This window comes from Tolumonas auensis DSM 9187 (assembly GCF_000023065.1).
Classification (GTDB): Bacteria; Pseudomonadota; Gammaproteobacteria; order Enterobacterales; family Aeromonadaceae; genus Tolumonas; species Tolumonas auensis.
Genome location: NC_012691.1, coordinates 3348764 through 3367510, shown reverse-complemented (window position 1 = coordinate 3367510; position 18747 = coordinate 3348764). Strand labels below are relative to the sequence as shown.

Sequence of the window (18747 nt, the reverse complement as noted above, 5' to 3'; positions counted from 1 at the left end):
GTGCGGCTATGAACAGTGATTGCACATGTCAGTAATGAAAGCTTTCACACCTTTACCACCAAAGGATGCCAATCCGGTTGTCACTGAAAACAACCAGAGCTACATCTAACGGCAACCTGCTGGATGATGGTCGTTTCACCTACACCTGGGATGCGGAAAACCGTCTGCTGAGCGCGACGAACAAAACCATCGGGGCTGTCAGTGCGTTTACCTATGACGGGTTATCCCGCCGTATCAGTGACATAGAAACCGTCAAAGACAGTGCCGGTAACAGTCAATCAACCACTATTTATTACCAGTGGTGTGGCGATAAACTTTGCATGGCACTCAACAGCAGCGGCGCCGTCACGGAACGTTATTATCCGCAGGGCGAACAAATTAACGGCAAGAACCGCTACTACGCCACTGATAAACTTGGCAGTGTGATGCAGGTCGTGAATGTGAATGGTTCCTTACTGGGCGAGTCGCGCTATGATGCCTATGGTAAACGCGAACTGGCGACAGGTATTCAGCCACGCTTTGGTTATGCCGGTATGTTCCGCCATGAACCGACGGGTCTGAATCTGACGCTGTATCGCGCCTATAACCCACAAACCGGCCGCTGGTTAAGCCGAGACCCGATTGGAGAAAACGGCGGGCTGAATGTTTATGGGTATGTGGGGAATGCTTCTGTTAATTTTATCGATCCTTTGGGTTTACGCACAGAGGTCACAATTTGGCATCCTGTTGGCTGGAGTGGATCATCGTTTGGTCATGTTTCCACAGATATAAATGGCACGGTTTATTCGTTTGGACGCGATGGAATGTGGACTGGTAAAGCTTCTGATTATTATGCTAAAAACAATTTTAGAGATGGTCTGGGAGTCCTGATTCCATTAACTTCAGATCAGGAGAAAAAGGTTGAAGCATGCATGAAAAAAGATCGCGGTAGTTACGATCCAATATCGAATAACTGTGGCTCACCAATACAAGATTGCCTAAAAGAGTCAGGAATTGATTCAGGTGATCAAATGTTTCCTGCAAATGTTGGAATGAGCCTGTTAGATCAGGGAGCTTATTCTGATAGTAGTACAGTTCATTTAGCTACTTCACCTTCTAATGGATCAAGTGCACCATGGGCTCGTTAAAAAAAACTACTTTTTTGATATTAACTGTACTCGGTTTATTGGTATTCATTTATATTTTTTGCAGATTGTATTTTGCTTTCAGTAAAAATTATTCATGGAAGAATATGGATTGGAACCAAAATGGAGAAACATCATTCTTTGAGTTAATTGAATCAAGTGATATCGGAAAAAGAACCGTGAAAATTAATGATAAAAATTGTATAGAATTTTATGCATTTAAAGATGGGATAGGTATAAAAACTGTATGTCCTAAATATTAATTCGGATAATTATTATCAGAGTTAATCCGGTAGGGCTGGTGAAAAGCTGACACTGTCTTTGATACTGAAACCGTCAAAGACAGTGCTGGAAATAGCCAATCCACCACGACCTATTATCAGTGGTGCGGTGAAACTGCAGCGACTAAATAACTGTTCCGAAATGTAGATCACTTGGTGGGAGTAACTCGGTTTTAGTTATGCGATCATATCGTCGCCAAACTAAACAATCGCCCAAAACCGAGTTACCGCTATGTTACCAGTTTTATCTCGCGCCGAACGCAGACGCATCGAAAAAATCATTTATAAAACCAACGATAAAGAACATGCCCGGCGTCTGACTGCTATTCTCATGCTGCATCAGGGGCAGACTGTTTCGATGGTTCATCAACTGACTGCCGCTGCTCGTTCTTCTATTCAACGCTGGCTCAGCTGGTATCAGGAATGTGGTATTTCCGGTCTCGAAAGTAAACAACGCGGACGATTTTGTTCTTTGCCATACCAACAAATTCGACTCATTTTAGAGCTGCTTATTCAGTTCTCGCCAGAAGATTTTGGTTATCAACGTTCACGTTGGAGTTCAGAGCTTTTTGCATCGCTTATTCATCGCCTGTGTCCAGAACTCAACATTGCTGCCTCTACCATCCGCCGTTGGTTACCTAAAATGGGCATTGTTTGGCGTAGAGCTGCGCCGACACTCCATATTCGTGACCCACATCGTGATGAGAAAATGGCATTAATAAACAATGCATTACAAAGTCACTCTATTAATGAACCGGTTTTTTATGTCGATGAAGCAGATATCGACCTGAATCCTAAAATTGGTGCGGATTGGATGCGTCGTCATCAACAAAAACGAATACCCACACCAGGGAAAAACGAAAAACACTATGTTGCCGGTGCACTTAATAGTCAGACGGGCAAGGTAATTTACACCACAGGGCTGAGTAAGGATTCAGACCTATTTATTCAACTACTGGAAAAGCTGAAACGGCATTACCGTCGGGCGAAGAAAATTATCCTGGTCCTTGATAATTACGTGATCCACAAAAGCCAAAAGACGCAGGTATGGCTCAAGAACAATCCAAAATTTGAGTTACTGTTTCAACCTGTTTACTCACCGTGGGTCAATCGGATTGAACTACTCTGGCGCTCAATGCACGAGATGGTCACCAGAAACCACCGATGTCGGGCGATGTGGGAATTATTGCAAAAGGTGAAGTATTTTTTAGATCATGTCAGCCCGTTTGCAATAGCAGCACAGAATAAATAGGTGGAGCACAATTAGGATCAGTTATTTAGGTCAGGATGCGTTATTGCAACCATTGCAGGCTGCTGCCAACGCCATCTCAAAAGAGTTGGGCGGTCATATTTAGTAAGATCATGTTGTATGCAAAGCGCCTTTGCAGATGAAAGGCGCTTTGTGATCAAACGTTAAGCCAGCAATCTCCGCGCTTTCTCCAGCACATTCTCATCACTGAAGCCAAACAGCTTGAACAACTGCTCCGCCGGGGCGGACTCCCCGAAGCTGGTCATGCCAATCACTTCGCCGTCGAGGCCGGTGTAGCGTTGCCAGTAATCGGCAATGCTCGCTTCAATCGCCAGACGGGCGCGGACTGCTTTCGGTAACACCTGTTCTCTGTACGCCGCCGGTTGCTTGTCAAAGCGCTCGGTGCAGGGCAGGGAGACGACGCGTACTTTCTTGCCTTCCGCACTCAGGGTGTTGGCTGCATTAACCGCTAATCCCACTTCCGAGCCGGTCGCCATGATGATGAGCTCCGGGGTGCCGTCACAATCCAGCAGGGTGTAGCCACCGCGTTCGATATCCTGAACTTGCTGGGTGGTCCTTGGCTGTTGGGTCAGGGCTTGTCTTGAGAAGATAAGGGCACTCGGGCCATTAGCTCGCTCAATCGCTGCTTTCCAGCTCACCGCACTTTCCACCTGGTCACATGGCCGCCAGGTTTCCATGTTCGGCGTCAGGCGCAGGCTGGCGAGCTGTTCCACCGGTTGGTGGGTCGGACCGTCTTCGCCGAGACCAATCGAGTCGTGGGTATATACAAAGATGGAGCGTTGCTTCATCAGCGCGGCCATACGCACCGCATTACGGGCATATTCCATAAACATCAGGAAAGTGCCGCCATAAGGAATGAAACCGCCGTGCAAGGTAATGCCATTCATGATGGCCGACATACCGAACTCACGTACCCCGTAGTGCAGGTAGTTGCCTTGAGGTACTTCAGCGCTGACATCCAGGGCGGAGGTGTGACGGGTCAGGTTGGACGGCGCCAAATCCGCGGAACCGCCGAGCAGCTCTGGCAGAATCTTCGCATATTCGTTCAATGCTTTTTGACTGGCCTGACGGGACGCAATGTTGGCTGGATTAGCCTGCAGGTCAGCGATATAGGCGTTAGCCTGTTCCGCCCAGTTTTGTGGCAGTTTGCCGGTGCTACGGCGCAGCAATTCTGCGGCGAGTTCCGGGTATTCCGCGCGGTAGGCACTGAAATGCTGCTGCCAGCTGGCCTGATGGTGCTGGCCCTGTTCTTTGGCATTCCATGCCTGATAGATATCTTGTGGAATTTCAAACGGTGCATGCGGCCAGTGCAGGAACTCACGCACCTTGGTGACTTCGTCTTTCCCCAGTGGTGCCCCATGACAGTCGTGACTGCCGGATTTATTCGGTGAACCGTAGCCGATAATGGTTTTGCAGCAAATCAGCGTTGGACGTTGGGTGTCAGTTTTCGCTTCACGAATGGCGGCATCTAATGCGCGCGGGTCGTGACCATCGACTGAATCCAGTACCTGCCAGCCGTACGCCCGGAAACGCGCCGGGGTATCATCGGTAAACCAACCATCGACATGACCATCAATCGAGATACCGTTGTCATCCCAGAACGCAATCAGCTTACCCAGCTCTAACGTACCCGCCAGTGAACACACTTCATGCGAAATCCCTTCCATCAAACAACCATCACCCATAAAGGCGTAGGTGTAATGGTCGACGATGTTATGGCCCGGTTTATTAAACTGCGCCGCTAAGGTTTTCTCTGCCAGTGCCATACCCACTGCATTGGCAATACCCTGACCTAACGGGCCGGTGGTGGTTTCGACGCCCGGTGCATAGCCGTATTCCGGGTGGCCCGGCGTCTTACTGTGCAGCTGACGGAATTGTTTTAACTCGGCCAGTGGCAGGTCATAACCGGTGAGATGCAACAGCGAATACAGCAGCATCGAGCCATGACCGTTAGAGAGCACAAAGCGGTCGCGGTTGATCCACTTCGGGTCAGTCGGGTTGTGTTTTAAATGGTGACGCCATAGTGTTTCAGCGATATCGGCCATACCCATCGGCGCACCGGGGTGGCCGGAGTTGGCTTGTTGCACGGCATCGACACTGAGCATACGCACGGCGTTAGCGAGGGTTTTTGCATCTAAACTCATTTAGAAAACTCCAGTTAGCAATCTAAGAAATTAGTTCAATCAAAAAATAGGAAGACAGGTTGGACTAGGGGCATGGGAACGGAAATAACACGAATTGCCAACGAGGAATGATATCCCTGTCGGATGACCCTCCGCGCCAGGGATGGCGCGGCGGAGTCCCCATGGATGGGTTCACGACGAGTCAGGAGACAGGGATATTGTTCCGAGCCACCTGGCACGCCGTTACAACCAATCACCCTATCCGAAATCAACTACGCCAACCGCGTCGCCAGTAACTGTTCTAACTTCACTTGGTCAACCGCAAAGTTACGAATACCTTCCGCCAGCTTCTCGGTCGCCATGGCATCCTCATTGTGCTGCCAGCGGAACTCGGCTTCACTCAGCGGAGTTGGACGTGGCAGACGCAAACCGTCATCGGCCAGCTGACGCACCAGCTCACCGGACTGCGCCTCCAGATCCTGCAGCAGATTCGGGCTGATGGTCAGGCGGTCACAACCCGCCAGCGCCAGCACCTCTTCCGCACTGCGGAAGCTCGCACCCATCACCACGGTGTTGTAGCCGTGCTGTTTGTAATACTGATAAATCGCTTTCACCGACTTCACGCCCGGGTCATTTTCGGCGGTGTAGCTTTGACCGGTTTTGGCCTTGTACCAATCCAGAATACGACCGACAAATGGCGAAATCAGATACGCACCGGCTTCGGCACAGGCGAGGGCCTGAGCGAATGAGAACAGCAGCGTCAGGTTGCAGTTAATGCCTTCTTTTTCCAGCTGTTCCGCGGCACGGATACCTTCCCAGGTCGAGGCGATTTTAATCAGCACACGCGAACGGGGAATACCCTGATACTCATACAAGCCAATCAGCTTGCGGGCTTTTTCGATGGTGGAGGCGGTATTAAAAGAGAGACGGGCATCGACTTCGGTGGAAATACGGCCGGGCACATGCTTTAACACTTCACAACCAATCGCCACAATCAGACGGTCGGCGGCTTCTTCGACCTGCACAGCCAAATCTGCAGAAAGGGCGCGCGCAGAGGTTACGATGCTATCCAGCAGCGACGCATACTCAGGCAAGGTTACGGCTTTGAGAATTAATGATGGGTTGGTGGTGGCATCTTCCGGTTTAAATGCTTTGATGGCGGGTAACTCGCCGGTGTCGGCAACCACAGTGGTAACGGCACGAAGTTGTTCTAATAGACTGCTCACATTAACTCCTTACACGATAGAAAATGGGCAGCCGTTCCGACTGCCGCAATCAGTGGCTTACCAGTATTTGTTGATTTCAGCTTTCAGTGCTTCAGCGGTCGCTCTGCCTGAGGCAGAGGCCAGTGCACGACCAGCGATAAATGTCTTGGCGCGGATGCCCTGGAACAGATGGATATCTTCCGGCACGATGCCACCGGTGATCGACATTTCCAGCCCTAACTCTGACAGTGCGCGCATACGGCTCAGGTCGTCCGGCGTCCAGTTCACGCCAGCCAATTCCGCATCGCGGGAGCGGTGGTAGATCGCTTGTTTGATGCCGAGATCCACCCATTTTTGCGCATCGGCCAGTGTCCAGTTGCCATACAGTTCAATCTGAATTTCACCGCCAAATTCATCCGCCACTTTTTTACACGCTTCAATCGTCGCGATGTGTGCCGCTGCTGAAACAGTGATCCAGTTTGAACCCGCTTCGAACGCCATTCGCGCCAGAATCGCGCCGCCATCGGTGGTTTTCATATCACAAACCAGAATATGGTTCGGATGACGTTTACGCAGGGTGCTGACTGCCGACATGCCTTCGGCAAATGCCAGAATGGTGCCGACTTCAATGACATCGACGAAGCTTTCTACGCTGTTAGCGATAGTCACTGCGCTGGCCAGATCGGTTGAATCCAAAGCGATTTGTAATAATGGTTTAGTCATGATTTTTAATTCCTTTAGTCATTGAATGTGGCGTGATCTGGCTTTTTCGGGTGTAGGCAACCAAACCACGGACATCCGTAGTAATTTCAATGAAAGTGTTTATTAATCAGTGATCGGTTTTAGCCGAGACAGGCTCAGGTTCGCTGTCCGTAATAGGCATTCGCCCCGTGCTTGCGGAAGTAATGCTTATCCGACAGCGCCTGCTGAATATGGATCTGGCTGTTGAGTGAGCGGGTTGAAAGCGCCATGGCGGCCACTTCTTCCAGCACGATGGCGTTATGTACTGCATCGACGCCGTTTTTACCCCAGCAGAAAGGGGCATGGCCGGTGATCAGGGCACCGGGAACGGCAGCCGGATCGAGATCGCGCTGCTGGAATAGCTCGACAATGACATTGCCGGTGTTTACTTCATATTCCGTGCTGATTTCGGCTTCCGTCAGCGGGCGGGTGCAGGGAATATCGCCGTAGAAATAATCGGCATGCGTGGTGCCTAACGCCGGAATATCCATCCCAGCTTGTGCCCAGATAGTGCCATTGCGGGAATGGGTGTGCACGATGCCACCGATGCCGGGGAATGCGCGGTAGAGCACCAGATGGGTGGCGGTATCGCTGGATGGATTCAGGCGGCCTTCGATGACGCGGCCATCCTCCAGACTGACTACGACGATGTCGTCCGCCGTCATGTGTTCATAGCTGACACCCGAAGGTTTGATGGCTATCACGCCGCGTTGACGATCAACCTGCGAGACATTGCCCCAGGTCAGGGTGACCAGACCATGGACTGGTAATTCTAAATTGGCTTCCAGAACCGCTTGTTTTAATTCTTGAAACATCACGAATCTCCTATTGCCGTTGTTTAACGGTCACCCTTTCAGGCGGCAGTCGCACACAATGCGGCGTCAATAACCTGAAACACATCTTCTTTGCTACGGCACTGACGTAATTTGTCCAGGTTAATGCCGGTATCACTGGTCGGATCATCCAGCACCTGCGTCACTTCCATCAAACCCTGCATATGTTGATCAGAAGAGCTGCCAGCCAGCGTCACCAGCACATCCACCGGCTCGCTTTCGCCTTCAAAGTAAACCGGGGTGGTCAGCGTCACCAGCGCAAATGCGGTGTGATTGACGCCATCTTCCGGACGGGCATGTGGCATCGCGAAATTGGGGGCAATCACGATATAAGGGCCATGTGCTTCGATACTGCTGATGATGGCCTTGTGATAGCTGGGTTCAACCGCACCGGATGCAATCAGCATATCGGTACCCAGTTTGATCGCTTCGCGCCAGTCAGTGGCGCTGGTTTGCAAGAGAATGGAATTGTTATCGATCAAAGATTGCTTGAAATTCATTTTGCCTCCTCAGCGGCCAGCCCGGCGGACTGGCCTCAATATTGATAATTACTGTGCAAAGTTGTTTTTAATCAGTCCCAGCAGCTCGTCGCCAAAAGAGTTCGGGTTCAGCATGTTCTGTACGCCGAGGACAAACTTGCCTTCGCCCGGATCCATTTCTCCGGATAAATGCTTGGAAGAAACGATGATATCGGTCGACTGAAGTTTTGATTTGTAATCCGACACTGCACAGGAATCCATGACATGCGGAATACCTTTTTGTTCCAGATATTTGCCAATCTTCATTTTCATCATCATGGATGAACCCTGACCGTTACCACAGACCGCGAGAATCCGGATGGCACGGCTGGTTACAGCAGATACAGCGTCATCAGAAACCGGTGTAGCCATTGGTACTGCCGCAATTGTTGGTGCGACCGCCGCAGCGGCTGCTTCAGCATCTTCTTCTGCACGCAATGTGCGTGATGCAAAGAACATGTAGACCCCGGCAGCAGCCAGCAACACGAAGAAGAAGTAAGAAGAGAATGACAAACCCTGCATGATAGGTGGGAAGATCAGTGCCCAGTCAGCCATCCCCATCCAGCCGTTGAAAGCAGTTCCCTGCTCAGCAAACAGATGGATCGCCCAGGCAGAACCGATGACTTCGATAATACCCATCACGAAACAGACCTTCATGACCGCTTTCCAGCCACCGAAATGGTTGGCAAACACACCAATGGTCGCGTTCGAGAAGAACATCGGGATAAAGCCAGGGATGATCATGATCGGTGCCTGCGCCAGTAACAGGGCGATCACCGCCAGGAACTGACCAATCGCACCCCACATGAAGCCAAACACCATGGCATTCGGTGAGTAAGCGTAGATGGCGGCACAGTCGATGGCTAACACGGCATTTGGAATCACGCGTTCAGAGATACCTTTGAAGGCTTCGGAGAGTTCAGCCACGAACATGCGCACCCCGGCCACAATCACCTGGATCGCCACGGCAAACTTGAGCCCGGTTTCCAGAATGTAGATCGACCAGTGGGTCGGGCCGGCCATTTTTTGCAGGTTTTCCAGACCGAAGGACAACAGAATGATGCCGAAGAACACGGTCATCACAATCGCGGTGGCGGTAATGCTGTCATGGAAGATATGCAGCCATTTCGGCAGTTTCAGGTTATCCACGCTGTCTTCTTTATTGCCCAGTTTCGGTGCAACTTTGGTGGCGATCCAGGCAGCAACCTGTTGCTGGTGACCAATCGAGAAGCCGGCTCCGCCCGTTACAGCCTGGGTCGGTTTGAACATGATGTTAGACGAGATACCCCAGTACAGCGCCATGATAATGGCGGAGTAGATGATGGTTTCCCACATGGAAGTACCCAGCACCAGATAGAACACGGCGACTAAACCGGCCTGCTGGAACATGATATGCCCGGTCAGCATGATGGTGCGGATCCCGGTATAGCGTCGGAACACAACCAGCAGAATATTCAGTCCCAGCGCCAGTAAAACGGCATAACCGACCCAGGAATATTTATCCCCCATGGTTTCCATGGTTGCCATCATGGTGGTGTACGGGTCGATAACGGAACCCACCAGATGGTGATACTCAGCGATTTTTTCAACGACGGGTTTAAAGCCTGCAACCAGTGTGGTGGAACCAACCTGAACCAGCATAAAGCCAACAATCGTTTTCGTTGTCCCTTTCAGAACGGTGGTGGTGTCGCGGCGTAGCAGCAGATAGCCAATGCAGGTAACGATACCGAGTAGCAGCGGCGCTTTGGTCATTACCTGGCTGTAAAAAATATAAAAAATGTTATACAGGGTTTCCATGATGATGCTCCGTTATATGGATTCACATGCTGATAGGACTGGTAACTCTTTCTGGTTCTGGTCGCACATCATGACCGACACAGCCTCATCACCACACGCCTGTTTCTGTTCGCCAAGTAACCTTAGCAATCATAGGGAATCATCAAAAGATTCTTTGTGATTTTATGTGAGCGATCTCTCGTTCATTTTGTTTATAAATTATTGCGTGATGATTATTTGAATCAAGGGCTCAGTACAGGTCTGTAGCTGTGGACCCTTATTCGGCAATAAAATAAAGCCTTATTATTCATTGTGTTGTCTTTTAGTTAATTAATGTGAGCAATAAATCTGCAAGCTGAATCACACAAAGGCACAAATAATCATTGATAATCACGAAAGCATTGATATAGTCATTTCATGTTCACAAGTAATCACGCGATGAGTACTTTCACGAAAAAGAAAGCGCATCATGATTGATTGTTTGTTCAGTCACCAGATGCAGACTCATTCATACATTGTTTTCGTATCAACAGGAGTTACCCAATGAGCAAGATTGATGAAATCACCCGCGAATCCTGGATCTTAAGTACCTTCCCAGAGTGGGGTACCTGGTTAAATGAAGAGATCGCACAGGAAAAAGTAGCACCCAATACTTTTGCTATGTGGTGGCTCGGTTGTACCGGTATCTGGTTGAAATCGGCGGGTAACACCAATATCTCGATCGATTTCTGGTGTGGCACCGGCAAACGCAGCCACGGTAATCCGCTGATGAATAAACAGCATCAGATGATGCGCATGGGTGGCGTGCGCAATCTGCAGCCGAACCTGCGTACTTCGCCGTTTGTGCTCGATCCTTTTGGAATCAAAGACATCGATGCGGTACTGGCGACGCATGATCATGCCGATCACATCGATATCAATGTTGCCGCGTCTGTGCTGCAGAATTGCGGCAAGCATGTGAAATTTATCGGCCCGCAGGCGTGTGTGGATCTGTGGACCAAATGGGGTGTGCCGGCAGAACGCTGCATCGTGGCGAAAGTGGGCGATGAAATTCCGGTGGGTGATATCACCATCAAAGTGCTGGATGCCTTCGACCGTACGGCACTGGTGACCTTGCCGCAAGGCACTTCTTCCCTGGATAAAGACATTCTGGATGGCATGGATCAGCGCGCCGTCAACTACCTGGTGCAAACCTCCGGTGGCAATCTTTACCACTCCGGCGACTCGCACTACTCCAACTACTACGCCAAACACGGCAACGACAATCAGATCGACGTGGCGCTGCTGTCGTATGGCGAAAACCCGCGTGGCGTGACTGACAAGATGACCTCGTCAGACATTCTGCGTGCCGGCGAATCACTGAAAACCAATGTGGTGATCCCGTTCCATCACGACATCTGGGCAAACTTCCAGAGCGATCCACGCGAAATCGAAGTGCTGTGGAACATGAAGAAAGAGCGGCTGAACTATGGCTTCCGCCCATTCTTCTGGCAGGTGGGCGGTAAATATACCTATCCGACCGATCAGGCCAAGCTGCATTACCAGCATCCGCGCGGATTTGATGACATCTTCATCGACGATCCGGAATTGCCGTACAAGTCTTTCCTGTAAGGAGAGGAATTGACGTTACACGGCGATACGTTGTGCCTGTTTCTGGTTCGCACCCAAAGAGGTTGGCCGCCTGTCGCCGTGTCGTCTTTTCTGCCGTAACAAACAATAAGGAGTGCCATCTTGTCATATCGTGTACTAGCGCTGGATTTGGATGGCACTACGCTGACCAGCGATTATCAGATTTTACCTGCGGTGCGCGACGCCATCCGTCGCTTGCCATCGCAAGTGATGGTGCTGCTGGTCACCGGTCGTCACCATACCGCCGCCCGCCCTTATCATCACGAATTAGGGCTGACCACGCCGGTAATCAGCTGTAACGGCACTTATATCTATGATTATCAAACTAATTCTGTCCTGACTGAAAATGCTATTCCGCACGACACCGCCCGGCAATTCCTGCAACTGGCACAACAGCATGAGCTAAATCTGGTGATGTATGTGACGGATCGCATGGCGCTGTCGGCCTCAAATCCGATTGCCTATATGTCAGTTCTGGAACGCTGGTCGGAGACCTTTCCGGCGACTATTCGTCCGGCGATTGCGCGCGTCTCTTCCTTCGAAGAGGAACTGGCGAACAGCGAGTATGTCTGGAAGTTTGTCGCGGAAGGCGACATCGAACGGATCACCGCCTTTGCTCAGCTGGACTGGGTGCAGGCGAATTTCACCGGTGAACAATCGTGGGTCAACCGTATCGATTTTTCCCGCCGTGGCAATACCAAAGGTGCCCGCCTGAGTGAGTTTCTCGCACAGCATCAAATTGACCCGGCACAGGTGATCGCGATCGGTGACAACCATAACGACATTTCCATGCTCAGGATGGCCGGTCTCGGCGTTGCCATGGCGAATGCCGAGGATGAAGTCAAAGCCGTCGCTGACCGCATCACCCAAGAAAGCAACAACGGACAGGGCATTCTGGATGTGTTGCAGGAATATTTTGGCGTCTAACTGATGGAGTCCCGCCATGCACAATTTTGATAAACCATTCCGTCTGGGCCTGTACGAAAAAGCATTGCCGAACAGCCTGGACTGGGAAGAAAAAATCCTGATGGCAAAGGAGCTTGGCTTTGATTTTATTGAAATTTCAGTCGACGAATCCGATGAGCGTTTGCAACGTTTAGACTGGAGTGATGACGAAATCTATCGCCTGCGCCATCTGTGCGAAAAATACGGTCTGCCGTTGCAATCCATGTGTCTGAGCGCACACCGCCGCTTTCCTTTTGGCTCAGAAGATCCGGCTATTCGTCAGCAGGCGCATGACATCATGGAAAAGGCCATTAATCTGGCATACAAGCTCGGTATCCGCTGCATTCAGCTCGCCGGTTACGATGTGTATTACGAGCCGCAAAGCCCGGCCACGCATCTGCGTTTTATCGAAGGGATGAAAACGGCCACCAAGATGGCGGAACGGGCCGGCGTCATGCTCGGTGTGGAAATTATGGATACCCCGTATCTGAATTCCCTGAGCAAATTCGAGGTGCTGAAAAAAGCGATCCCATCGCCTTATTTCATGGCCTATCCGGATGTCGGCAACATCACCGGCTGGAATTACGACACCTGTACTGAACTCAAACTCAGCAGCGAACACATCGTGCAAATTCACCTGAAAGATACCCGTAAAGTATCGTCTGACTGTAAAGGGCAGTTCCGGGATCTGGTTATCGGGGAAGGTCAGGTCGATTTCCCTGCCATTTTCCGCACCTTAGCTGAAATGCAATATAACGGTCCGATGGTGCTGGAAATGTGGGCACAGGATGAACACTGGGTGAACAATCTTCGCCTGGCAAAATCCCGTTTAGAAAGCATGAGTCAGGAAGCTGGCATGGCATTGGCGTGATCTGTGTCGCGCCTTTAGATGATGATATTTATTATCAACATGAGTATGATGTAATCATAATACTCATTAGTAATCATAAGTGAGCAGGCTATGACAGAAGCACAACGACATAATGCAATTATTGAGCTTCTTCAACAGAAGCGGCATATGACGGTCGCAGGACTGATCCAGGCCTTTGATATTTCTCCGGCAACGGCACGGCGCGATATCAATAAGCTCAATGAGTCCGGTCAATTGCGCAAGGTACGCAACGGGGCTGAGGCAGTCTCGGTGGCTAAAAATCACTGGTCGCCGATGGACAGCGAACAGAGTGTTAATCACGATGAGAAAACCCGGATTGCCATCGCCGCCGCAAAACTGTGCCAGCCCGGTCAGAGCATTGTCATTAACTGTGGTTCGACCGCATTTCTGCTTGGTCAGCATCTCTGCGGTATGGATGTGCAGGTGATTACCAACTATTTCCCGCTGGCCAGTTACCTGATTGAGCATCAGCATGAGAAGGTGCTGATTATTGGCGGTCAGTATCACCGCGATCAATCCATCATGCTGGGTCCGCAGGATGAGCTTTCCGGTATCTATACCGGCGACTGGATGTTTACCAGTGGTAAAGGCCTGACCGAAGATGGCCTGTATAAAATTGATATGCTGACGGCAATGGCGGAACAGAAGATGCTCGCTAATGTCGGTAAGCTGGTGGCATTAGTGGACAGCAGCAAGATTGGTCAGCGCGGCGGCGTGCTGTTCAGTAAAGCCGAACAGATGGATTACATCATCACCGGAAAGAATGCCGATCCGAAAGTGCTGGATGCCCTGCGCGCCAAAGGCTGCGAGATTATTCTGGTTTAATGCGCCGCGTCTCTTCATCTTCCCGCCAAATCTGACGGCTGTTTTTCATGGCAGCCGTTGGTTACATCAAGCTGTACCGGGCCCCGCATCGCAGTGTTTCTGCCGTACAGGCTTTATCGCTTTACGAAATTTTTTGAGAAAAGGTACGTCGATATTCGGATGGCGGCATTCCAAGCTGATGATTAAACTGCTGACGAAATGATAAGGGCGTACCAAATCCCGCATCATAGGCTATCTGCTCAATCGACAGATCGGTCGTTTCAAGTAACGCTTGAGCCCTCACAACACGCGCTGAATTGAGCCATTGAGTTACTGTTGTTCCTGTCGTTTCCTTGAAACGTCTGGTGAACGTTCTTCGACTCATATTTGCCACTTCCGCTAACAAGTCGAGTGATAAATTTTCAGATAAATTCTGACGAGCCCATTCCAAGACGTTGACGAGACGATCTCCGGTAGGTAACTGTGGAATAGGGCGTTCGATGTACTGTACTTGTCCGCCACTCCGGTGTGGCGGTGTCACCAGCAATCTGGCGATGCGGTTCGACACTTCTGCACCGTGTCGTTGTCTGACCAAATGTAAACAGCAATCGATCGCCGCAACAGTCCCGGCAGAAGTGATGATGTTCCCATCATCAACATAAAGTACATCAGGGCGAAAATGTGATAGTGGAAATCGCTGTGCAAAAATATCACGCGCCATCCAATGCGTTGTCGCCTCCCGGCCATCAAGCAGCCCGGCATCGCCGAGTACAAAGGCGCCAAGGCATAGCCCAACAATTAAGATCCCTTTTGCATGCGCTTTTTTTAATGCATCGATAATCTCAATGGGTGCTGGAGTATTCGGGTCGGGCCAGGCGGGAATAATAATGACATCCGCATCATCCATGGCATCAAGGCCATGGTTAACCTCAATGACAATGCCCTGATCACTACAGAGCCGCCCCGGATTTTGTGCACAGTATCGAACATCATAGGCCGGAAAGTCTGACGGTTTATAGACAACACCAAAGGCCATCGCAGGAATGGAAAGCTGAAAGAGGCTGACTCCTTCAAAGGCCAAAATGACGACACGAATTGCTGGCATTCAATTTATCCAATCACAGTTAGCGATTTCGCTACAGGCAAAATTTATCACAGCAAAAAGCCACCGCGAAGGTGGCTCATTGATTAGAATTTCAGAATTTCACCATCTTGAGGGATCGCGACATGGCTGTCGATCCGATTTGCATCCACAAATTGCTTCAACTCTTTACGCGACAGACTCATGTGATTGATGGCATCCATATGTACTGCAACCACCTTCGATTTTGGCATCAGCTTTGACGTTTTCAGAACATCGTTTTTACCCATGATAATTGAATTATCAAATCCGGAAATTCGGGCATATCCGGCATTCAGCACAATGATTTCTGGCTTGAATTGCTCCAGTGCCTGATCCACTTCAGGACGCCAAATGGTATCACCCGCTAAATATAAAGTTTTATGCTGAGGTGATTGGAATACCACGCCCATTGCTTCGCCAAGCAATTGAGCAATCATCGGCGTTGCATACATTTTATCAGTGCCATGCTGCCCACCGATCTTACTGAGCGTGACACCACCAAATACGGTATGACTATCGAGAATGCGAACATTCTTGAACCCTTGTTTGCGAATAATGTCTGCATCAGACTGATTCTGAGCAAATAGCGGCATGTTTTTAGGAATGAGTTTCTGTGCTGCATCATCCCAATGATCTAAGTGGGTATGCGTCACAATTACCGCATCCACACCGTTAAGAACATCATCTTCTGACATGGGGAGTTCAACTAACGGATTTCTCAATTCACTGCGATAGGTGTTTTCAAATCCTGGATACGTTCCTTTCTTTGACAGCATCGGGTCAATTAAAAACGTGGTATCGGCATAAGTGATTTTCACCGTCGCATTACGGATTTCTTGTAATTGCACCGCCGAATAATTTGTGCCGGTCATCGTTTTAACTGATTCAGCCGCAAATGAGTTTGCAGCAGTTAGATGGGTTGCGAATGCCATGAATACATAGGCCATTTTTCTGAGTTGCATCTTTGTCTCCGGTTTATTTCATATCGATGATGTTGGTTATTATGGAGACAATGCCTCGGGCCAGATATTGGCCTAATAGCCATTATTCGATGGTATTGGGTCATCTTTGATTGGTTGTAGTTCCGAACTCCCGCCAAATCTGACGGCTGTTTTTCATGGCAGCCGTTGGTTAGTGTCAGAGCAAAATCGCATCCGGAGTTTTGCATGTCACTTGCCGTTGTCTATAGCCGTGCCAGTCTGGGCATTGATGCCCCTTTAGTTTCTGTCGAAGTTCATCTCAGTAATGGTTTACCGGCGTTTAATATGGTCGGATTGCCGGAAGCGTCGGTGAAGGAATCGCGTGATCGGGTGCGCAGCGCGCTGATCAACGGCAATTTCGAGTTTCCCGCCAAACGCATCACCGTCAACCTGGCGCCGGCCGATTTACCAAAGGAGGGCGGTCGGTTCGATCTGGCGATTGCGCTGGGCATTCTGGCGGCTTCCGGGCAGATCCCGGATCAGTTACTGGCGGAGTATGAGTTTTTAGGTGAACTGGCATTAACCGGCGATGTGCGTTCGGTGTTAGGTGTGTTGCCGGCGGTATTGGCTGCCGGACGGGCCGGGCGCACACTGGTGGTACCGCGCATGAATGGCGCGGAAGCCAGCCTGATCCAGCAATACCGGGCATATCTGAGTGATTCCTTGCTGCAGGTTTGTGGCTGGCTGGCCGGAGAACAGGCGTTGCCGGTAGCCGAAAGTGTGGCCGGTGAAGCGGACTTAACGCCGGTGGCAGATCTGCAGGATGTGATTGGTCAGCAGACCGGAAAACGGGCGCTGGAGATTGCGGCCAGCGGGCAACATCATCTGCTGTTTATGGGGCCGCCGGGTACCGGGAAAAGTATGCTGGCGAGCCGTCTGCCCGGTATTTTGCCGGAAATGAGCGATGAAGAGGCGCAGCAAACCGCGGCCCTGCATTCGATTGGCGGTCTTAACCCCGGCAAGGTGAACTGGAAACTCCGGCCGTTCCGCTCACCGCATCACAGTGCTTCTTCCGTGGCGCTGGTGGGTGGCGGCAGTAAACCCCGTCCCGGCGAGATTTCGCTGGCACATAACGGGGTGTTGTTTATGGATGAACTCACGGAGTTTGAACGCAGAACACTGGATTCCCTGCGTGAGCCACTGGAGACCGGACATATCACCATCTCCCGCGCCGCCCGGCAGATGGAGTTTCCGTCGCGTTTTCAGCTGATTGCCGCGATGAATCCGAGCCCGTGCGGGCATCTGGATGACCAGCAGCGGGCCAGCCCCGAACAGGTGCTGCGTTATCTGGGCAAACTCTCCGGCCCGTTTCTCGATCGCTTTGATTTGACGGTGGAAATCCCGCTGTTGCCGAAAGGCAGTCTGAGCCAGAAAGCGGAACGCGGCGAAAGCAGCGCGGACATCCGGGCGCGGGTGATGGCAACCCGCGAGCGGCAGTTCGCCCGCAGCGGGAAACTGAATGCGATGCTGGAGAGCCGCGAGATTGAGCGGGATTGTGCTCTGCTCACCGAAGACGCGCAGTTTTTGGAAAATGCCATTCACAAGTTAGGTTTGTCGTTGCGGGCGTGGCACAAGCTGCTGAAGGTCTCACGCACCATTGCCGATATTGCCGGCGAGCCGCAGATCCAGCGCCAGCATCTGATCGAGGCATTGGGCTACCGGGCGATGGACCGGTTGTTTCAGCGGCTGAAAACACAGCGTTTCTGAGTCTCCCGGCTCAGATGCCGAGCCGGGAACACGGGGATCAGTCGAGGAAATCGCTGACTTCTTTTTTCTCATATTTGGCCAGGGTCAGCCAGGGGCGTGGCGTTGCGGCCTGCTTTGCGGGTTCAATCTGCATCTGGTAATGATGGAAACCATTTTTGGCTTTCTTCTCCAGCGACAGCGGGATCTGCAACGTGTCTGACCACAATAGCGTCAGTTCGGTTTCTTTGTTTTCCTGCTTATACCAGGTCGCACCGGCGGGAGCGGGTTTATCCAGCCGGGTCATTTTCTGCAGCGCGGCCGGTTTAAAGATGTGCGCATGCAGTGTCCAGTCCGGCACAAAATTGGCCTGTCCGTATTCACCCGGCGGGTAATACACAATCGCTTTATGGACCGGATCGACATAGTTCAGGGTCAGAGAGCCATCGGCATTATGGGTCAGCCATTGTGCCGATGTCTGATAATTGAAATGATCATGCGGCGCCTGCATTTCATTATGCTCATTGTGTTCTGCCTCGGTGCGGATGCCTGCCGGGATCAGCCGCTCACTCCAGATGGTCTGGCCATCCCGGATCCAGCGGTCCTGATAGCGCAGCGTCTTAACGACGCCTTCTTCCGTGGTTTCGGTGGTGGTGTAGTGAATAATGGCATCTACCGGTGGTAATTCACTGGCACTGCTTAGCATGGGGGCGCTCAGCAACCCCAGAAGAATAAAGATATGACGCATAATTTTTCCTTGCTCAGGGCGCGGGGGACAACACCGTTTCCGGTATTGTCCCCGCGTTATTCTGTTGTTGCG

Annotated in this window: 17 protein-coding genes; 8 read left to right on the top strand and 9 right to left on the bottom strand. The window is 51.0% G+C overall.

The window, feature by feature from the left end; translation table 11 throughout:
• Nucleotides 1-77 precede the first annotated feature (77 nt).
• The 3 genes from TOLA_RS15780 (at nucleotide 78) to TOLA_RS15770 (ending at nucleotide 2657) form a co-directional block, all read left to right on the top strand.
• Nucleotides 78-1127: an RHS repeat-associated core domain-containing protein gene (locus TOLA_RS15780; RefSeq protein ID WP_041609564.1), complete on the top strand. Its 1050-nt coding sequence runs from the start codon at nucleotides 78-80 to the stop codon at nucleotides 1125-1127.
• A 104-nt stretch (nucleotides 1128-1231) separates the two neighbouring features.
• Nucleotides 1232-1387, top strand: coding sequence for a hypothetical protein (locus TOLA_RS16815; RefSeq protein ID WP_015880111.1), 156 nt, complete (start codon nucleotides 1232-1234; stop codon nucleotides 1385-1387).
• Nucleotides 1388-1637: 250 nt separating this feature from the next.
• On the top strand, nucleotides 1638-2657 hold the full coding sequence (locus TOLA_RS15770) for an IS630 family transposase (RefSeq protein WP_015880110.1): 1020 nt from the start codon (nucleotides 1638-1640) through the stop codon (nucleotides 2655-2657).
• Nucleotides 2658-2818: 161 nt separating this feature from the next.
• Here TOLA_RS15770 and tkt read toward each other — a convergent pair whose 3' ends face one another.
• From tkt to TOLA_RS15740, 6 genes are all read right to left on the bottom strand, one after another.
• Nucleotides 2819-4819, bottom strand: a complete 2001-nt coding sequence (tkt, locus tag TOLA_RS15765; RefSeq protein WP_015880109.1) for a transketolase — start codon at nucleotides 4817-4819, stop codon at nucleotides 2819-2821.
• A gap of 251 nt (nucleotides 4820-5070) precedes the next feature.
• Nucleotides 5071-6024: a transaldolase gene (tal, locus tag TOLA_RS15760; RefSeq protein WP_015880108.1), complete on the bottom strand. Its 954-nt coding sequence runs from the start codon at nucleotides 6022-6024 to the stop codon at nucleotides 5071-5073.
• 57 nt (nucleotides 6025-6081) lie between these two features.
• Nucleotides 6082-6726, bottom strand: a complete 645-nt coding sequence (locus TOLA_RS15755) for a 3-keto-L-gulonate-6-phosphate decarboxylase UlaD (RefSeq protein WP_015880107.1) — start codon at nucleotides 6724-6726, stop codon at nucleotides 6082-6084.
• Between the two features lie 134 nt (nucleotides 6727-6860).
• Nucleotides 6861-7559 (bottom strand): L-ribulose-5-phosphate 4-epimerase, encoded by a 699-nt coding sequence (locus tag TOLA_RS15750; RefSeq protein ID WP_015880106.1) that lies wholly within the window; start codon nucleotides 7557-7559, stop codon nucleotides 6861-6863.
• A 38-nt stretch (nucleotides 7560-7597) separates the two neighbouring features.
• Nucleotides 7598-8077, bottom strand: coding sequence for a PTS sugar transporter subunit IIA (locus tag TOLA_RS15745; RefSeq protein WP_015880105.1), 480 nt, complete (start codon nucleotides 8075-8077; stop codon nucleotides 7598-7600).
• Between the two features lie 48 nt (nucleotides 8078-8125).
• Nucleotides 8126-9892: a PTS ascorbate-specific subunit IIBC gene (locus TOLA_RS15740; protein WP_015880104.1), complete on the bottom strand. Its 1767-nt coding sequence runs from the start codon at nucleotides 9890-9892 to the stop codon at nucleotides 8126-8128.
• A gap of 522 nt (nucleotides 9893-10414) precedes the next feature.
• Between TOLA_RS15740 and ulaG the strand changes: the two genes are divergently transcribed.
• The 4 genes from ulaG (at nucleotide 10415) to ulaR (ending at nucleotide 14162) form a co-directional block, all read left to right on the top strand.
• A complete protein-coding gene (gene ulaG, locus TOLA_RS15735) occupies nucleotides 10415-11482 on the top strand; it encodes an L-ascorbate 6-phosphate lactonase (RefSeq protein ID WP_015880103.1) in 1068 nt (355 codons plus the stop codon).
• Between the two features lie 120 nt (nucleotides 11483-11602).
• On the top strand, nucleotides 11603-12427 hold the full coding sequence (locus TOLA_RS15730) for a Cof-type HAD-IIB family hydrolase (protein ID WP_015880102.1): 825 nt from the start codon (nucleotides 11603-11605) through the stop codon (nucleotides 12425-12427).
• Between the two features lie 16 nt (nucleotides 12428-12443).
• Nucleotides 12444-13316, top strand: a complete 873-nt coding sequence (locus tag TOLA_RS15725) for an L-ribulose-5-phosphate 3-epimerase (RefSeq protein WP_015880101.1) — start codon at nucleotides 12444-12446, stop codon at nucleotides 13314-13316.
• 90 nt (nucleotides 13317-13406) lie between these two features.
• Nucleotides 13407-14162: an HTH-type transcriptional regulator UlaR gene (ulaR, locus tag TOLA_RS15720; RefSeq protein WP_015880100.1), complete on the top strand. Its 756-nt coding sequence runs from the start codon at nucleotides 13407-13409 to the stop codon at nucleotides 14160-14162.
• A gap of 121 nt (nucleotides 14163-14283) precedes the next feature.
• Here ulaR and TOLA_RS15715 read toward each other — a convergent pair whose 3' ends face one another.
• Complete coding sequence (locus TOLA_RS15715; RefSeq protein ID WP_015880099.1) at nucleotides 14284-15246, bottom strand: GlxA family transcriptional regulator; 963 nt, start codon at nucleotides 15244-15246, stop codon at nucleotides 14284-14286.
• Nucleotides 15247-15329: 83 nt separating this feature from the next.
• Nucleotides 15330-16226 (bottom strand): MBL fold metallo-hydrolase, encoded by an 897-nt coding sequence (locus tag TOLA_RS15710; protein WP_015880098.1) that lies wholly within the window; start codon nucleotides 16224-16226, stop codon nucleotides 15330-15332.
• A 204-nt stretch (nucleotides 16227-16430) separates the two neighbouring features.
• Here TOLA_RS15710 and TOLA_RS15705 point away from each other — a divergent pair, with 204 nt between their 5' ends.
• Nucleotides 16431-17951, top strand: coding sequence for a YifB family Mg chelatase-like AAA ATPase (locus tag TOLA_RS15705; RefSeq protein WP_015880097.1), 1521 nt, complete (start codon nucleotides 16431-16433; stop codon nucleotides 17949-17951).
• Between the two features lie 37 nt (nucleotides 17952-17988).
• Here the strand turns inward: TOLA_RS15705 and TOLA_RS15700 are convergent, their stop codons facing one another.
• Nucleotides 17989-18675, bottom strand: coding sequence for a hypothetical protein (locus tag TOLA_RS15700; protein ID WP_015880096.1), 687 nt, complete (start codon nucleotides 18673-18675; stop codon nucleotides 17989-17991).
• Between the last annotated feature and the right edge of the window lie 72 nt (nucleotides 18676-18747).